The organism is Lujinxingia litoralis (assembly GCF_003260125.1).
Lineage (GTDB): Bacteria > Myxococcota_A > Bradymonadia > Bradymonadales > Bradymonadaceae > Lujinxingia > Lujinxingia litoralis.
The window spans coordinates 82,931-99,690 of sequence record NZ_QHKO01000009.1 but is presented as its reverse complement, the minus strand read 5'-3'; the positions used below and the strand labels follow the sequence as shown (position 1 = coordinate 99,690).

The 16,760-nt window shown below is 59.4% G+C and carries 12 protein-coding genes; 6 read left to right on the top strand and 6 right to left on the bottom strand.

All coding sequences use genetic code 11. The annotated features are described in order from the left end of the window. Positions 1 to 43 precede the first annotated feature (43 nt). The 6 genes from DL240_RS16310 to DL240_RS16285 all read left to right on the top strand — a co-directional run bounded on the left by DL240_RS16310 (position 44) and on the right by DL240_RS16285 (position 8,420). Positions 44 to 703, top strand: a complete 660-nt coding sequence (locus DL240_RS16310; RefSeq protein ID WP_233497082.1) for a deoxynucleoside kinase — start codon at positions 44 to 46, stop codon at positions 701 to 703. Between the two features lie 1,359 nt (positions 704 to 2,062). Then, on the top strand, positions 2,063 to 2,290 hold the full coding sequence (locus tag DL240_RS16305; protein WP_111730961.1) for a copper ion binding protein: 228 nt from the start codon (positions 2,063 to 2,065) through the stop codon (positions 2,288 to 2,290). 70 nt (positions 2,291 to 2,360) lie between these two features. Then, positions 2,361 to 2,915 (top strand): RNA polymerase sigma factor, encoded by a 555-nt coding sequence (locus tag DL240_RS16300; RefSeq protein WP_158542651.1) that lies wholly within the window; start codon positions 2,361 to 2,363, stop codon positions 2,913 to 2,915. 176 nt (positions 2,916 to 3,091) lie between these two features. Further along, on the top strand, positions 3,092 to 5,377 hold the full coding sequence (locus tag DL240_RS16295; RefSeq protein ID WP_111730959.1) for a heavy metal translocating P-type ATPase: 2,286 nt from the start codon (positions 3,092 to 3,094) through the stop codon (positions 5,375 to 5,377). Between the two features lie 275 nt (positions 5,378 to 5,652). After that, positions 5,653 to 6,165 carry a hypothetical protein gene (locus tag DL240_RS16290; RefSeq protein WP_146618358.1) on the top strand — a complete coding sequence of 171 codons (513 nt, stop codon included), beginning with the start codon at positions 5,653 to 5,655 and terminating at the stop codon, positions 6,163 to 6,165. Between the two features lie 221 nt (positions 6,166 to 6,386). Further along, entirely contained in the window at positions 6,387 to 8,420 is a 2,034-nt protein-coding gene (locus DL240_RS16285; protein WP_199589845.1) for a heavy metal translocating P-type ATPase, read from the top strand. A 421-nt stretch (positions 8,421 to 8,841) separates the two neighbouring features. On the opposite strand, the gene DL240_RS16280 is transcribed toward DL240_RS16285, so the two are convergent. The 6 genes from DL240_RS16280 to DL240_RS16260 form a co-directional block, all read right to left on the bottom strand. Continuing rightward, positions 8,842 to 9,390: a hypothetical protein gene (locus DL240_RS16280; RefSeq protein WP_111730957.1), complete on the bottom strand. Its 549-nt coding sequence runs from the start codon at positions 9,388 to 9,390 to the stop codon at positions 8,842 to 8,844. A 109-nt stretch (positions 9,391 to 9,499) separates the two neighbouring features. Next, on the bottom strand, positions 9,500 to 9,820 hold the full coding sequence (locus DL240_RS16275; protein WP_199589844.1) for a hypothetical protein: 321 nt from the start codon (positions 9,818 to 9,820) through the stop codon (positions 9,500 to 9,502). A gap of 187 nt (positions 9,821 to 10,007) precedes the next feature. Further along, a complete protein-coding gene (locus DL240_RS20990; protein ID WP_430673511.1) occupies positions 10,008 to 10,553 on the bottom strand; it encodes a DUF6444 domain-containing protein in 546 nt (181 codons plus the stop codon). A 141-nt stretch (positions 10,554 to 10,694) separates the two neighbouring features. Beyond that, positions 10,695 to 14,018 carry a DEAD/DEAH box helicase gene (locus DL240_RS16265; RefSeq protein ID WP_111731007.1) on the bottom strand — a complete coding sequence of 1,108 codons (3,324 nt, stop codon included), beginning with the start codon at positions 14,016 to 14,018 and terminating at the stop codon, positions 10,695 to 10,697. Beyond that, positions 14,011 to 14,820: a hypothetical protein gene (locus DL240_RS19750; RefSeq protein WP_146618357.1), complete on the bottom strand. Its 810-nt coding sequence runs from the start codon at positions 14,818 to 14,820 to the stop codon at positions 14,011 to 14,013. Before DL240_RS19750 ends, DL240_RS16265 begins: the two co-directional genes overlap by 8 nt. A 74-nt stretch (positions 14,821 to 14,894) precedes the next feature. Further along, the gene (locus tag DL240_RS16260; protein ID WP_199589843.1) at positions 14,895 to 16,460 is read right to left on the bottom strand and encodes an N-6 DNA methylase; all 1,566 of its coding nucleotides are present in this window, start codon (positions 16,458 to 16,460) and stop codon (positions 14,895 to 14,897) included. Between the last annotated feature and the right edge of the window lie 300 nt (positions 16,461 to 16,760).

Here is a 16,760-nt window from a genome sequence, read left to right as displayed (position 1 = left end):
GAGTCCTGCCCCCCGAATCCGACCCCCATCGGACGCTCTGATTATGATGCCTGCCGCCGTCTCCGAATCGCCCCGTTATATTGTTGTTGAAGGCCCGATCGGGGTTGGAAAGACCACGTTGGTCAACCGGCTGGCCGCGCGCTTTAACGCCCGCACCGTGCTCGAGATCTTTGAGGAGAACCCCTTTCTGGCGCGCTTCTACGAAGATAAGGAGCGCTACGCCTTTCAGACCGAGATGTTCTTTCTCTTAAGCCGCTACCGCCAGCAGGAGGAGTTCGCCCAGAGCGATCTCTTCAGCCCCCTCTCGGTGAGCGACTACCTCTTTGTGAAATGCCGGCTCTTTGCCAGCCTCACGCTCAGCGATCACGAGCTCACCCTCTACGATCGCATGTACTCGATCCTCTCCACCCAGGTGCCCCGGCCCGATGTGGTCGTGCACCTGCACGCGCCGCTGGAGGTGCTGATGGGGCGCATCAACCAGCGGGGGCGCTCTTACGAGAAGGACATGGACCCGGAGTACATCGACCGCCTGCGTCGGCTCTACCATAACTTCTTTGCGCACTACGATGACGCCCCGCTGATCGAGATCGACACCTCCGACATCGATTTCTCCCGCGACGATCAGGCCGTCGAAGATCTGATGGCCCAGATCACCGCCTGCCATCGCCAGGCGATCCAGCCCCCGGTGGCGCTGGAGTTTTAAGCGGTCCCGGGTCGGGTAGCGACGGGCCCTGTACCGACCCGCCCGCCGTACCGACCGAGAGAAGCGCAAGGTCCGGTGTTTATGCGGTTGATCGCCGATTCTCCTGCTCCCGATCTGCACGGCTTTGCGCACCCGGCGCTCCGATGGAGCGAGCGACTCGACGGCGGCGCTGTACCGACCCTGTACCGACCGAGAGAAGCGCAAGGTCCGGTGTTTATGCGGTTGATCGCCGATTCTCCTGCTCCCGGGCCTCGTACCGACCGAGAGAAGCGCAAGGTCCGGTGTTTATGCGGTTGATCGCCGATTCTCCTGCTCCCGATCTGCACGGCTTTGCGCACCTGGCGCTCCGATGGAGCGAGCGACTCGACGGCGGCGCTGTACCGACCCTGTACCGACCGAGAGTAGCGCAAGGTCCCGTATTTATGCGGGCCTCGTACCGACCGAGAGAAGCGCAAGGTCCGGTGTTTATGCGGTTGATCGTCGATTCTCCTGCTCCCGATCTGCACGGCTTTGCGCACCTGGCGCTCCGATAGAGCGAGCGACTCGACGGCGGCGCTGTACCGACCCTGTACCGACCGAGAGAAGCGCAAGGTCCGGTGTTTATGCGGTTGATCGCCGATTCTCCCTGCAGAGCTTTGCGCATCACCGGGGCCTCTCTGCCTGTGACGTCAAAGGGGAGCGCACGTCAGGCGCGAGACGCTCGTTGCCAATGCACGGTGAGAGGCGCCCGGGGGCGGCCCGATGGGGGGTAGAACCTCACCCGAGGGCGCCCGAAGGCGGAGGTTTTCGTCGTAAAGGCTCCGCGAAGGGCGNGCATCACGGCCACGACACAGCCCAACTCGCCGCGCGCCGTCGTGTCTACGAGGCCGCGAAACGCCGCCATCCCCAGCGTTGGACCGGTGCAGTCCGCTGTTGGGAGTCCCCGGCTGAGGTGTATCTGAACCCCTCAAAACTCACGCGCTCCAGGCTCGAGATGGAGGGCTGTGCGTAGTTCGATGAGGCGGCAACTATGTTGACACTCACCGAACTCGAGCTCGGGCTCGAACTCGTACTCGTACTCGCTTACGACATTACCGAGCCGCATCCAGGGCGACGATTGGCAAGGAGCAAGGAGGAGCGTGTAGCAGCGCTACCGCGACGACGCAGCAACGTAGCCAGCGTCGTCCTGGGGCGCTCGCCCCCCCCCAAAAAAATCCCCACCTCCCTGTAACCTCTCCCGCCGGCGCGCGTCTCTCGTACCGAAAGCCCCGGCCTGCGCGCCTTCGCACCGCCGGAGATTCGCGCTAAAACACGCGCCGAGGCCCGCGAGCAAGCCGGCGATTCGTCGCCCACACACACCGAACCCAGAGGAGCATCACCATGAGCACCACCCAAAAAACCCTGCACGTCAAAGGCATGAGCTGCGGAAACTGCGCCAAACACGTCGAGAAGGCCGTGGGCGCGCTTGAGGGCGTCGAGACGGTCGCCGTCGTCCTCGACAAGGAACAGGTCACCGTCGCCTTCCGCGACGACGCCACAACCCTGGATGCCATCTCCAAAGCCATCGTGGACGCGGACTACGAGGTGGTCGGCGAAATCGAGGGCTAGAAAGAGCCGAACGCCCAAATGTGTTGAACCTTGTGTTAGCGCACCGCCCCGCCACCAACGAGGCCCTTCCATGACGACCCCCACTTCAAACGCTTCAAACGCCGCGCTCGAAGCGACGCTTCTGGAGCATCGCGACGCCTTTCTGGGCTTTGTTCGCTCCCGCGTCTCCGATGCACAGACCGCTGAGGACATCCTGCACGACAGCCTCATCAAGGCGATGGGTTCGTTGGATCAGCTCGACGATGAGGCGAAGGTCGTGGCCTGGTTCTATCAGATCCTGCGCAACGCCATCATCGACCGGCAGCGTCGTCGGAAGACCCGGGAGAAGTACGTCGGGCAGTACGCCCGGGAGGCCGAGACCAGGGAGACGCCCGCAGCGCGCAAAAACGTCTGCCAGTGCTTTCACAAGCTCATTCCGACGCTCAAAGATGAGTATCAGGAGATGATCGAAGCCGTGGAGCTTGGCGAGGCCGAGACTGAGCAGCTGGCCGCGGAGCTGGGCATCACGACCAATAATCTGAATGTGCGGCGACACCGGGCGAGAAAGCAGCTCAAGGGTCGGATTGAGGAGACCTGCGGGGCGTGTGCGGCCGCGGGGTGTCTGGATTGCACCTGCAGCCCCTGAGGTCGCTTCACACAAAGGTTTTTGCTGATTGAAAAAGACCCGCAGCCACCGAGGTGGCTGCGGGTCTTTTTTTATCGCCGCGGTGTAAGCGGCCGGGGGGGCCTGCGTCTGCAGGGGTGAAGCGCGTTGATGCGCGAGTGACCATCCCATCTTTTTGCAGTGCGAGGGCTTTGAGCATGAGCAACGTCACCGAAACATTGAGAATTGAAGGCATGACCTGCGCGTCGTGCGTGGGGCATGTGGAGAAGGCGATCGCCGGGTTGGAGGGCGTGGCCGGCGCGTCGGTGAACCTGGCGACCGAGCGGGCCACGGTGGAGTTCGTGCCGCGGCGCATCGATCTGGAGGCCATCGCCGCCGCCGTGCGGGAGGCGGGCTACGGGGTGACGCGCCTGGCCGAGGAGGATCGCGGAGCGGTGGAGGAGGCCGCGCGCGAAGAGGAGCTCGGCGAGTTGCGGCGGAGGTTGGGCATCGCCGCGCTTTTGAGCGCGCCGCTGCTGCTGCTCGAGATGGTGCCGATGATGGTGCCCGCGGCGCATCACTGGCTGATGGGCGTCATTGAGCGGCAGACGCTCTGGATGGTGTTTTTTGTGCTGGCGACGGCCGTGCAATTTGGCCCCGGGTGGCGTTTTTACCGCGCGGGCTGGGCGGCGCTGCGGCGCTTAAGCCCCGACATGAACACGCTGGTGATGCTGGGGACGAGCGCGGCCTACGGCTACTCGGTGGTGGCGACCTTTGTGCCCGGGGTGCTGCCCGCCGCCTCCCTTCACGTCTACTACGAAGCTTCCGCCGTGATCATCACGCTCATACTCGCCGGCAAGTACATGGAGGCGCTGGCGAAGGGGCGCACAAGCCAGGCGATTCGCCGCCTGGTCGGCCTTCAGCCCAAACGCGCCCGGGTGGTGCGTGGCGGCAAAGACGTGGAGGTGCCCCTGGCCGAGGTTCGCGAGGGCGATGTGGTGCGGGTGCGCCCTGGCGAGCGGGTGCCGGTGGACGGGGAGGTCGTGGAGGGGGCGTCTTATGTGGATGAGTCCATGATCACCGGGGAGCCCCTGCCGGTCGAGAAGCGCGAAGGGGCCCAGGTGGTGGGCGGCACGATCAACGGGCACGGAACCTTTTTGTTCAGGGTGACGCGGGTCGCCGGCGATACGGTGCTGGCGCAGATCATTCGCACCGTGGAGGAGGCCCAGGCCACCAAGCCGCAGATTCAGGCGCTGGCCGATAAGGTGGTGGCGGTCTTTGTGCCGGTGGTGCTCGTGTTGGCCGCGCTGACCTTCGGCGCCTGGCTGTGGCTGGGGCCCGCCCCGGCGTTGACCTCGGCGCTGGTGGCGGCAGTCTCGGTGCTGATCATCGCCTGCCCCTGCGCTATGGGCCTGGCCACGCCTACTTCCATCATGGTGGGCACGGGCAAAGCCGCCGAGATGGGCGTGCTCTTTCGCAAGGGCGACGCCCTGCAGACCCTGCAAGAGGCCGACATCGTCGCCCTCGATAAGACCGGCACGCTGACCGAGGGTCGCCCCACCCTCACCGATTTTTTTGTTCAGGGTGGCTTTAACGAAGCCGAGGTGTTGCAGCTGGCCGCCGCCGTCGAGCGGGGCTCAGAGCACCCCATCGCGCGGGCGATTGTGGAGGCCGCCGCCGCACGACAGCTGCCCGCGTTGCCCGCGAGCGACTTTGAGGCGGAGGCCGGTTTTGGCGTGCGGGCCAGGGTTGGCGAGCGACAGGTCGCGCTGGGGGCTGACCGCTACGTGACGCGTCTGGGACTCGACCCCACGATCTTTGCGCACGACGCCGAACGCCTGGCCTCCGAGGGTAAAACGCCCTTCTACATCGTGATCGACGACGCGCTCGCAGGAGTGCTTGCCGTATCGGACCCGATCAAACCATCGACGCCCGAGGCGATTCGCACGCTGAAAAAGCTCGGGCTTCGGGTGGCGATGATCACCGGCGACAACCGGCGCACCGCCGAGGCGATTGCCGCGCAGCTCGGCATCGACGAGGTGCTCGCTGAAGTCTTGCCCGAGGGTAAATCCGACGCCGTCAAACGCCTGCAGGCCCGGGGCCTCAAGGTCGCGTTTGTGGGCGACGGCATCAACGACGCCCCGGCGCTGGCCCAGGCCGACGTGGGGCTGGCCATCGGCACCGGCACCGACATCGCGATTGAAGCGGCCGACGTGGTGTTGATGAGCGGAAGCTTGAGCGGCATCCCCAACGCCATCGCCCTCTCGCAGGCCACGCTGCGCAACATCAAACAGAATCTCTTCTGGGCCTTTGCATACAACGCCGCCTTGATTCCGGTGGCCGCCGGCGTGCTTTACCCGGTCTTCGGCGTGCTTTTGTCGCCGATGTTCGCCGCCGGGGCGATGGCGATAAGCAGCACCTTTGTGCTGGGGAACGGGTTGAGGTTGCGCTCCTTTGTGGCTCCGGACACTCGCCCGGCGGCCGCCGGGGCTCCCGCGATGTAGCCCGCGCGTTCGAGGCGCCGCGCAGCGCTGAACATTTGCCTTCAGCGCTCTCGTTCCAAGAGTTGGTGCGCACCAAACGCAGCCACCGGCACGACGTATCCCGGATTGGAGGACGTCTGAGCGCGAAAGAAAAGCAAGCGACGCAATGAATCCATGAAACATCACTTCCTACGAGGCATGCTATGAAAAAGCACATGTTTAGCGGTGTATGTTCAATCCTTCTCCTTATCAGCCTGAGCGCTTGCAGCACCCCCGGCACGTCTGGGAGCGACGAGATGAGCACGCAGACTCAGCAGGCCCAGACTGAAGTTCAGAACGCCGAGGCCAGCCCGCAGGAGGGCATGGAGAATCGCATGGAGCAGATGTGCCCGATGCAGGTCGAGGGCACCACCCGGGAGATCGTCCGCCTCGATAACGCCGTGGCGATGGACTTCACCACCACCGGTGATGTCGAGGAGCTTCGCGCGCGCGTTGCAAGGATGCCCGAGCATCACGCGATGATGCATGGCGAGGACGGGCAGATGCACCAGGGCCACGGCCATGGCGAGGGCGGCCAGATGCACCACGAGCAGATGAGCGAAGAGCATCGGCAGATGCGCGGAGAGATGATGGAGATGATGGCGGGCGTCACCCTCAACAGTGAACCCATTGAGGATGGGGCGCGACTGACCTTTACCCCCGCCGACGCCTCCCAGGTCGATGCGCTCTACCAGATGATGCAGAACCACGCCCGGATGATGCAGCAGGAGGGTCAGTGCCCGATGATGCCGATGATGGGCGGCGCATGAACGACGGTCGGGATGGCCGTGGAATCTGAGGGGTCGGGCTCGTTCTGGCGACCCATCGCCGCATACCCCCCAACCCGAGCGCATCCAGGGCGAAGTCCAGCAAGGAGGTAGGGATGAAGCTGTGGCAGCGCCACCGCTTCATCCCTGACGACGCAGCCAGCGTCGGCCTGGGGCGCTCGGCACCCGAGTACATGTCCCGGAAATGACGAGACTTCCCATCCATGTCCAGCGCCCCCATCGATCACGACCACGACCACGACCACGACCACCACGCCAAACACGACGGTCACGACAAGCACGCCGGCCACAGCGTCGCGATGTTTCGCGACAAGTTCTGGCTGAGTCTGTTGCTCACGCTGCCGGTGGTCTACTGGTCGGAGCATATCCAGCATCTGCTGGGGTATGAGGCGCCGAGTTTTGCGGGCTCTTCGTGGATTGAGCCCGTGCTGGGCACGGTGGTCTTCTTCTATGGCGGGATGGTCTTTTTGAAGAGCGCCTGGGGGGAGTTCAAGGACAAACTCCCGGGCATGATGACGTTGATTTCGCTGGCGATCACCGTGGCGTTTGTCTTCAGCGTGGCGGTCGAGCTGGGCTTCGACGCCTCGCCACTGTGGTGGGAGTTGGCCACGCTGGTCACGATCATGCTGCTCGGCCACTGGATCGAGATGCGCTCGATCGCCAGCGCGGAAGGCGCGCTCAAGGAGCTCGCAAAGCTCCTGCCCGACAAGGCCACGCGCATCGTCGAGGGGGAGCGCGAGGAGGTCAGCGTCGACCAGCTCTCCCCAGACGACCGGGTGCTGGTGCGCCCCGGTGAGCGGATGCCTGTCGACGGAACGATCGCCGAGGGTGAGAGCACCGTGAACGAGGCGATGATCACGGGCGAATCCGAGCCCGTCAGAAAACACCAGGGCGATGAGGTGATCGCCGGCACGATCAATGGCGAAGGCTCGCTACGGGTGAGGGTCTCCCAGACGGGCGAAGACACCAAACTCTCAGGGATCATGCGCCTTGTGGCCGAAGCGCAGGACTCCAAATCGCGCTCCCAGGTGCTGGCCGACCGCGCCGCGCGCTGGCTCACCGCGGTGGCCATTGGCGCGGCGCTCATCACGCTGGTCGTGTGGCTGCTGGTGGGGGCCTCCATCAACTTCACCGTCGTGCGGGTGGTGACCGTGCTGGTCATCGCCTGCCCCCACGCCCTGGGGCTTGCGGTGCCCCTGGTCGTAGCCATCTCCACGTCGATGGGAGCGGCCTCGGGGCTGCTGGTGCGCGATCGACGAGGGCTGGAGGAAGCCCGAAACCTGGACGCGGTGATTTTTGATAAAACGGGGACACTCACCCTGGGGGAGTTTCGCGTCGTCTCGATGCGTGTCGCCGAGGGACTCAGCGAGGACGAGGCGCTGCGCATCGCGGCGAGTGTGGAGGCGGAGTCGGAACACCCGATCGCGCGCGGGATTGTGGAAAGCGCGCGGGAGCGAGGCCTGGAGGTTCCAGACGCCCGGGACTTTCAGAACATCACGGGCAAAGGCGTCGTCGCCACCGTCGATGGCCGGACCTACCGCATGGGCGGACCGGGGATGGTCGAGGGGGTGGAGATGCCCGAAGCCTTGCGCAAAGCGGCGGTCGAGGCCGGAGAGAACGCCCGGACGGCGATCTATCTCATTGATGGCGAGCGGGCGGTGGCGCTCTTTGCCGTAGCCGACGCGATTCGCGAGGAGAGCTTCGAGGCGGTAAAGGCGCTCCACGACCGAGGCATCGAGGTGGCCATGCTCACCGGCGACTCCCGGGCGGTGGCCGACGCGGTGGCCCGGGAGCTGGGCATCGACCGGGTCTTTGCCCAGGTCTTGCCCGAGGATAAGGCCGACAAGGTCAAAGAGCTCCAGAGCCAGGGCAAAACGGTCGCGATGGTCGGCGACGGCGTCAACGACGCCCCCGCGCTGGCCACCGCCGATGTGGGCGTAGCCATTGGCGCGGGCACCGACGTGGCCGTGGAAGCAGGCCACATCGTGCTGGTGCGCTCCGACCCCCGCGACATCCCGCGGATTGTGGCGTTGTCGAAGGCGACGCGGCGGAAGATGGTGCAGAACCTGTGGTGGGCGGCCGGTTACAACATCGTGGCACTACCCCTGGCCGCGGGCGCGGCCTACGCATGGGGGATTCTGCTCTCGCCGGCGGTGGGCGCGGTGCTGATGTCCGCCAGCACGATCATTGTGGCGTTGAACGCCCAGTTGTTGCGGCGCGGGGATTTGGAGGGGTGAGGCGGAACGTTCCGGCATCTGAGGGAAAATTTTCGCCCGGGGGGCGGATCCTTCCGCCTTTTTTTGATGTACGACCACGAAAGAGGCGGAACCTTCCGGCATGTGGCGCAAATTTTTCACAAGGTGGGCGGAACCTTCCGGCCTTCGAGGGAAATTTTTGCCTCCAGGGGCGGAACCTTCCGGCCTTCGAGGGACATGTTTCGCTTTGGGGGCCTGGGTTCGGGCTCGTACTCGTACTCGGGCTCGGGCTCGTACTCGAAAGGCGTGCCTCGCGAGGGGTGCACTCAAATCGACCCCCACCGCAAACCCCGGCGTCCCACAACCACCTAACCACACAACCACCCAACAACGACGCGCGCGCCCCCCCAACCGAGCGCAGCCAGCGTCGTCCCGGAACGTTCGGATCACAGGCAAGCCCAACTCACTGCTCCAACCCACACTCCGCGACTACGTCCTCGTCGATCGTTTCAAACCACGCCGCGAAGGACGCATGGTCGTCATCACAGGATCTGCCCTGCTGCTGCGCGGCCTGGAAGCAGGCATCGCGATCGGTGGCGGCGTCGTCTGTGCACGTCTGGAGGTCGGGGTCTTCCAGACAGCTTTCAAACGCGGAGACGGCGTTGTCCACGCAGGAGGCGTAGGGCGAGAGATCGCCTTCCGGGGGAGGGTCGGCCTCAATGCGGGTGAGCACGCAAGCGGTATCGGTCGCGACATCGGGGGCGGGTTCGGCGTTATCGTCGGGGCAGACATCCGCGGGTTCTACACCATCGGCCGACGCTTCGCAGAGGCAGTCGAAGTGCTCAGCATCGAAGAAGAAACGGTCGATTCGGGCTCGCGCCTCGGCGAGTTGGGCTTTGGCGGAATCGTCTTGCTCGACCCGGGTCGGGCCGTCGGGCTGCTCGGACTCACCACACGCGGCAGCCGCCGCTATCAGGACAATCAACAGAACGTTAGAGAGCATTCGCTTCATCACTTCCTCCAAATCATTAGAAAAAACTCCCCGGGGGTTTGGCCGCCTACCGGCCAGATATGTTCGTTGGGAGGTAGGCTGTTTAACCAGATAGCGCGTGCCACGCAACTCACGCGCTTACTGTGTGCGGCTGGGAGGGTGTTGTGGGAAGGATGTTCGTGCGGGTTCCTGGGGAACAACGATACGCGAGCGAAAACTGAGGCTCGTGCCTGGGCTCGGGCTCGGGCTCGGGCTCGGGCTCGCTCTCGTACTCGGGCTCGATCTCGTACTCGGGCTCGATCTCGTACTCGGGCTCGATCTCGTACTCGGGCTCGATCTCGTACTCGGGCTCGGGCTCGGGCTCGATCTCGAACGCGGGCTCGATCTCGAACGCGGGCTCGGGCTCGGGCTCGGGCTCGATCTCGTACTCGAACGCGGTGAGTGTCAACATAGTTGCCGCCTCATCGAACTACGCACAGCCCTCCATCTCGAGCCTGGAGCGCGTGAGTTTTGAGGGGTTCAGATACACCTCAGCCGGGGACTCCCAACAGCGGACTGCACCGGTCCAACGCTGGGGATGGCGGCGTTTCGCGGCCTCGTAGACACGACGGCGCGCGGCGAGTTGGGCTGTGNGATTGTCAGGGGGGCAGAATACGTCGGCTATCTCGGCAAATGATTGAGAGTGTGTTGTTTAAGCTCACAAGTCGCGGGCCCCACCCGCTGTGAGCAATCTCGGCGGGCAATACACTTCGCGTGGTTTCGCCACAGGCCGGACACCGGCAGGAGACGATTTGATGTTCGGTGCACTCAACCAGTTTCGGCACGAGTTCAAAGACCTGATGGCGCGTCGGACGACCGGTGGCATCCTGCGCCGACAACTCCTGGCCGCATTCGCGACAACTCGGCGGGATATGTTGTTGAATTTGGTCGACCTGCTCCTCGGGCAACAACTCGCGGCAATGGCCTTGATGCCCCGGTTGTCCACCTGGCGCGCGGCCGGAAGGCTTTCTACGCGGCCGCCTCTTGCGTGCTCGTTCGTTGTCAGTGGAGGGCGGCTTTGAAGAGTTCTGCGAGTTTAAGTCGAGCATCCGCTCAAGCTCTGCAATACGTTGCAGCGCTTCGTGCAGCAGTTGCTCCAGCTCCGCGATACGCTCATCCCGCCAGTCTCGTGGTGTCTCGCCCATAGTTTGATAGGATCAACACCATCGCCGGCTCACCAAACCACGCAGGGGCGTTTGCGCGCGGAAGTTGGTCAGGTGGGTGAACGCTTACATGGTTTTTTGGTGTGTGAGGCTGTATTTAAAGAGAAAAAAGGCGGTGACCACCTAAATGTCGTCAGGCGTTTCGATTAGTCCGGCAGCTTCCGCAGCAGATTTTACTCGAATACGAACACCGGAAAACGATTCTTTTGAGGGGCTTTGGTCTATGATGTCTTGAATGAGTGAAAACTGCCTATGTGTGGCGACTCGGGAAGTTGGGCCTTGAGCAGAAAGTAAATAATATAGCGCCAATTTTTCGGGTGTATTTAAGCCGAAGCGAACACACTCAGGCAATACTTCAAGCGAAAGAGGTATGTGTTGAACACCTGAGCTATAACGCGCGTTCCAAACGCGTTGGAGCAGCGTTGCGGCGCTGCCAAGAGCTCGGCTGGTCTGATTGTGAAAACGTCTGGAAAGATCAAGTTGTTTGGATCGCTTTTTTCTTCCGCTGTGTCGAAATAAAAGTTCTTCAATTTTGATAAGAGGCATTCCTTCAATCCACGCAGGGATAGTAATGTGAAGTCCATCCGTAATTGCAGTTAACCTTGAGAGATATGTATCGTTCTCTTTGTTCTCGCCGAAGATTTGAAGTAGGCCAGATGCTTGAAGGTAGAGTAATGTTTCCAGTTGTAGAGGGGTCTCTTGTAAGTGGGATGTTAGCCACCGGGTCCAATCTGATACCGTGAAGTGTAGTGCTTCATCGGGTTCAGGAAGGTGCGCATCTAATATATGAATACCCGCCGGATCAACCCCCATGGAGCTTGCTATGTCGAGGTGGATTGATTCAATCCTTTCGTACTCTTTTAGGTTTTTAGCTTTCCATACAGCGGTATTTATTAATTTTTCGTATTCTTTTCTTTTGGAGCCTTGAGAGCTAAAATATCCAAAAGTTGAACGCAGTATTTTAGTGTTTAAATGGTCTTCTGTGTCATCATCAATTCGTTCAAATCGGCGCAAAAAGTAAGTGCATAAACTAGGGAGTGGGTCATTTGTAGTGATTTTGTCTAAAAGCTGCTCCACTGGATCTGTAAAATTAAAGCATTGGTCTGGTTTGCCTAATAACTCCATAGCACGATTTAAGCCAGTGAACTCTGTGCCGTCTTCTTTTTGTTCTATGGCAAATATTGACTCGCTTGGAACAATAACGACAAGTCCGTGAGCATACATGCCTGCGCGTCCGGCACGTCCAGCAGCATTTAGAACTTCATGCACGGGTAATCCCACATGCGTTCCTTGACCAAATTCATCAACTTCCCATCGACTATCGCCCGCAAGAACGACTACTTCCGCAGGTAAGTTCATGCCTTGTGCCAACGTGGAAGTCGTGACCATTGCCACCATTGTTTTATATGTACAGAAAGATTCCTCCATCGCTTCTTGTTCTGCTGGTAATAAAAGAGCGTGGTGGACGCCGACAATACCCCCTTTCGCAGAAATTAATGCTTTAGCACTGCCAAGTTCTTCAAGTGCGATTGCCCGTTTAATGGAGTCGACAGGAGGTTTTTCAAGAGTAAAGGGAAGTAACTCATTTGCTATGGTCTTGGCAATTGATCCAACTGCTCGAATGTCCTGCGCAAAAACTATTGGTCTTATCCCTGCGCGAATAAGTGCAGCAGCAAGTTTTGCCGCCACAAAATTGCGATTGGCGGTTAGCTTCCACCATTTTGAAATGTTTAATGTTACAGACTCGGAGAGCAATCGAATTATTTGGTATGTGGCAGTAGAGTTCCATATTTGCCGATGGCAAAATACGCCCCATGGAACAGCGGTCATTTTTGGCTTAACGGCGTTGATGGATTCTTTTTTTTGCTTGGATAGGTTTAGCTTATCTTGGAGTTCATTTAGTTCTTGTTTATTATATGCCACGACGCCGCGAACCTGGCGTGTTGGCTTCCATTGGTCCTGCCAGGCAATACAGTTTCGCTCTAATAGTGATGATATCCAATCGGCCACGTTCTGTCCGTTCGCGACCATAGCGGAGAGTAATTGAACATCAATTTTCGGATATCTGTCGACCAACCGCGTAAGCGCTAGTGTGGCATCAATCGCGCGTCGACTTGGTAAATTTCCATCTGCTGCTTGATCTATCGAAACGCCAGAAAGGTTATGAAATTCGTCGATAACTAAAAGGCCTAAGTTAGAAAACGCTTCACTATTTCCAGAAAGTAGTGCCAGACATGCTTCTGGTGTCATAATTAATACGTTTGCATCTGGAATGCTCGATGGGTCTATTTCAATCGATCCATACACATGAACATCGCTCATGTGCTCAAAGATTTGGGTCATTTTTCGTTGTACTTGTTTTACTAGTGCGCGAGTGGGGGCTAAATAGAGGACATTCCGTCCTCGTAAAACCTCCGTAACAGCGCGAAGTTCCGCCATTGTCGATTTTCCCGCCCCAGTGGGAAACGACAGAACGGCAGATTGACCTGTGTTCAAGATCCCTTCTCGAATTGCTTTCGTATGATTTTTCCAAAGTATCGGTTTTTCAATCGCATAGTGTGTTGTAAATGCACGCCACTGATGGGGATTAACGGCCTGTGGTGGGCCTAGTTTTGTAACAGAAGCCAGAAGAAGACCATTGCTGGCTCGTTTTAACAACAATGCCAGGTGGCGAGGTCCAGGGGCATAAAATGAAAATTCGCTTGAGTCGGATAGTGGAGTGAATTCCCGATTTATCGCCGTGGCGTCGTCTACGAGTTGAAAGTAATATTGTGGATCTTCGTCTGTGTTGCCGAGAATTGTTGAGGCTAGCGCGCGTATACCGTTGAATAAGTGGATCCATAGTTGGTCAACGGCGCGGTCCTCAATGTCGTCTTGAGATAGGTTGAATGTAAAATTTAATGCGGTCAGGTTTGCGAGTGATGCTCCATCACCGGCTACAAGAAGTGATAATGCTTTCTCTACGAAGCGATCGGGTCTTGAAGGTTTTTTTAGTTTTGAATCATGCGGTGCAAGTAGCTTTCCGACTTCGGCTGCGTCTGCATGATGTTCCCCTATTATGAAAAGAATCGCGGCCGATATTTCTGGACTTAAGTGCCATCGATCTAAATGGGAGTCGATGTGTTGATTTTTAACTTTTCGAGCAAACCGGCTCCTTGCGTAATGTGCTGAAGCTGCCACAAACGCTGTTGGTGGAAGCTGTTCGTGAGATTCCGGTAAAAGTAGAGATACTACTTCATAGGTAGATGCAAGTTTTTCAAGAACTCGGATTTGGTTTTTCCATTCATTGTCTTCAGGATTGTAGTCACCGCTTGGATCTGCAAGGCGTAAGCGTGCAGTCACAACTTTCGCATAAGCTTCCGTAAGTAGTTGTGGTAGCTCTTCGAGATCGAGGTTTCGAAGTTGCCGGGCTTGTTGGATAAAGTTTTCAGTAGTTGGGTCAAACATTATCTTTCTCTTCGACAGTTGCCATTAGCGATTGCTCTACTTTATTAGCAAATTGATTCATCCACTCTCTAACGTTGTTTATATGGAGGGTTTCTCCTCGCCGCCGAATTTTTTCTCCCGGCGCTTTTTCACTAAATCCATTAAACATGTGGGTTCGTCCTGAAGGGGGTCTTTCTTCTTCGCTTGCGGTTATGCGAACTCTGTAACGCCGAGCCTCCTCCCATAAAATAGTACTAGCAACCTCTTCTGCGATGTATCGGTCGATATGCTGTTGAACTAATGCTGAAATTGCGTGTTCTCGTAACTCGTCCACTCTGCCACCATTCTCGTACTCTAATATTTCTGGCCAGACCTTTTTAGTTATAGTGCTTCGAGGGTTAATTGTAGCTTTATCTTCACATATTGAGACTGCTGCGATAGATTTAGCGCTACTTAAGTGTACTATGATCGAATCTTGCCCTTTGTCTGCGGTACGAATTTGAGGTGGAAGGACTACGTCGTGTTGCGTAGCGTCTAGATGCGAGGCTAGCCAGGTGATTAGTTGAAATAACAGCCCGTCGCGATGATCGGATCGGATACGGATTCGTTTGCTGATTATGTCTTCAATTTGATCTAGTGGTAGTTTTACGGGTGCTGGTTTGCCAGTAAGGACTTTTAATGCTGCCCCGTGACGTTGCATCATAACTCGAGCAATAGCATCGGCGAGAGCTTGTTCGTGTAGTATTTCAATAACAAACCCATGGCAGTTTTGGTCATCGCAATGGAGAAGGCGTAAAGGGTTGTTTGTTGGTTTTTTTGCCATAGGGTTTGTGTTGTCTATTTATTTAGTGGTCGGGTTTTAAAGTGAAATAGGGTTTGTTGTATAAAATAAAGTGTTTAGAGGTTTTTTATGGATATGTAGTGGTCAGCGCCCTGATCGCCGCGCCAGGCGTGGTAGGTGCCGGCGATGGTTTGGATGTCGTCGGCGGTGAGCTCGCGTTGGGTGCGGGAGATCATCTCGCCCATTTTGCGGGCGTCGATGAAGAGGGTTTCGCCGCGGCGGTCGCGGAAGGCGGTTTTGCCGCCGCCGGATTTGTTGCGGGTGAGGAACCAGAGGCAGACGGGGATCTGGGTGCTGAAGAAGAGCTGGCCGGGCAGCGCGACGATGCAGTCGACCAGGTCTTCCTCGACCAGCTTCTGGCGGATGTCGCCCTCGCCGCTCTGCTGGGTGGACATGGAGCCGTTGGCCATGACGAAGCCCGCGGTGCCGGTGGGGGCGAGGTGGTGGAGGAAGTGTTGGATCCAGGCGTAGTTGGCATTGCCGGTAGGGGGGACGCCGTACTTCCAGCGGGGATCGTCGAGGAGGCGGTCGCCGCCCCAGTCGCTGGAGTTAAAGGGCGGGTTGGCGAGGACGTAGTCGGCCTTGAGGTCTTTGTGGAGGTCTTCGTGGAAGGTGTCGGCGTGCTGGCCGCCGAGGTCTGCGTCGATGCCTCGGATGGCGAGGTTCATCTTGGCGAGCTTCCAGGTGGTGGGGTTGGACTCCTGGCCGTAGACGCTGATGTCTTCGCGGCGGCCACCGTGGTCTTCGATGAAGGTTTCGCTCTGGACGAACATGCCGCCTGAGCCGCAGCAGGGGTCGTAGACGCGGCCGCGGTAAGGGGCGAGCATTTCGACGAGTGTCTGGACGACGGGGCGAGGGGTGTAGAACTGGCCGCCGCGTTTGCCTTCGGCGCTGGCGAATTGGCCGAGGAAGTATTCGTAGACACGCCCGAGGATGTCGCGGGAGCGGTTCTCGCGCCCGCCCAGGCCGATGCTGCCGATCAGATCGATGAGCTCGCCGAGGGTGTGTTTGTCGAGGGCGGGGCGGTTGTAGCGCTTGGGGAGCACGCCTTTGAGGCGAGGGTTGTCGCGCTCGATGGCGACCATGGCGTCGTCGATGAGTTTGCCGATGGTGGTCTGGCGGGCGTTGCTCTGCAGGTAGGACCAGCGGGCGGCCGGGGGCACCCAGAAGATGTTGTCGGCTAAATATTCGTCGCGGTCTTCGGGGTCTGCGTGGGGCTCTTTTTCGAGTGCGGCGTGGCGCTCTTCGAAGGCGTCGGAGATGTATTTGAGAAAGATCAGGCCCAGGACGACGTGCTTGTATTCGGCGGCGTCCATGTTGTTGCGGAGCTTGTCGGCGGCTTTGAAGAGTTTGTTTTCAAAGTCGATGTCGCGGGAGCGCTCGGCTGATGCGTCGGAGGCTTTGGCGCTCTTGGCGCTCGACGGCTCGGAGGCGGCCGCGGCTTTAAAGACCTCGCGCAGCGCGTGGATCATGGCCACGGTGGGCACGTCTTTGCCGGCCTCCCAGGCTTTGAGATCGTCGGGGGAGGCGCTGATGGCGCTGGCGAGTTGGGGGATGGAGAAGCCCGCGGCGGTGCGCTCGGAGCGCAGCCAGTCGGCGAGCGATGTTTGGTCGGTGCTCATACGTCGGAACTTCCTTGAGCGGGTGTGGCGGGGGCTTAGGGCGTTGGGCGCTGGATGAAAAAGTCCCCACCGGAGTCGTTGCGAAATGTTGAGCGTGAGAGTAGCGACCCGAAGGGGGGATGGCAACCGGGTTGGGTGATCGGGATGGGGGTGAATGAGCAGTTTTGGGAGGGGGGACGGCTTTAAATGCGCATGTTTGTGCGATGGACAGGAGGTGGTGGGCCTGAGCTGTCGTCGGCCGGCGACTGGCGTAAGCGCGGGATGTCGACCCCGGGAGCCGGTGCCCGGGGGGATATGAGC

Excerpts from the sequence above, each read along its gene's own strand:
- DL240_RS16310 (WP_233497082.1), top strand. The coding sequence starts at position 44 with ATGATGCCTGCCGCCGTCTCCGAATCGCCCCGTTATATTGTTGTTGAA.
- DL240_RS16305 (WP_111730961.1), top strand. The coding sequence starts at position 2,063 with ATGAGCACCACCCAAAAAACCCTGCACGTCAAAGGCATGAGCTGCGGA.
- DL240_RS16300 (WP_158542651.1), top strand. The coding sequence starts at position 2,361 with ATGACGACCCCCACTTCAAACGCTTCAAACGCCGCGCTCGAAGCGACG.
- DL240_RS16295 (WP_111730959.1), top strand. The coding sequence starts at position 3,092 with ATGAGCAACGTCACCGAAACATTGAGAATTGAAGGCATGACCTGCGCG.
- DL240_RS16290 (WP_146618358.1), top strand. The coding sequence starts at position 5,653 with ATGAGCACGCAGACTCAGCAGGCCCAGACTGAAGTTCAGAACGCCGAG.
- DL240_RS16285 (WP_199589845.1), top strand. The coding sequence starts at position 6,387 with ATGTCCAGCGCCCCCATCGATCACGACCACGACCACGACCACGACCAC.
- DL240_RS16280 (WP_111730957.1), bottom strand. The coding sequence starts at position 9,390 with ATGAAGCGAATGCTCTCTAACGTTCTGTTGATTGTCCTGATAGCGGCG.
- DL240_RS16275 (WP_199589844.1), bottom strand. The coding sequence starts at position 9,820 with ATGTTGACACTCACCGCGTTCGAGTACGAGATCGAGCCCGAGCCCGAG.
- DL240_RS20990 (WP_430673511.1), bottom strand. The coding sequence starts at position 10,553 with ATGGGCGAGACACCACGAGACTGGCGGGATGAGCGTATCGCGGAGCTG.
- DL240_RS16265 (WP_111731007.1), bottom strand. The coding sequence starts at position 14,018 with ATGTTTGACCCAACTACTGAAAACTTTATCCAACAAGCCCGGCAACTT.
- DL240_RS19750 (WP_146618357.1), bottom strand. The coding sequence starts at position 14,820 with ATGGCAAAAAAACCAACAAACAACCCTTTACGCCTTCTCCATTGCGAT.
- DL240_RS16260 (WP_199589843.1), bottom strand. The coding sequence starts at position 16,460 with ATGAGCACCGACCAAACATCGCTCGCCGACTGGCTGCGCTCCGAGCGC.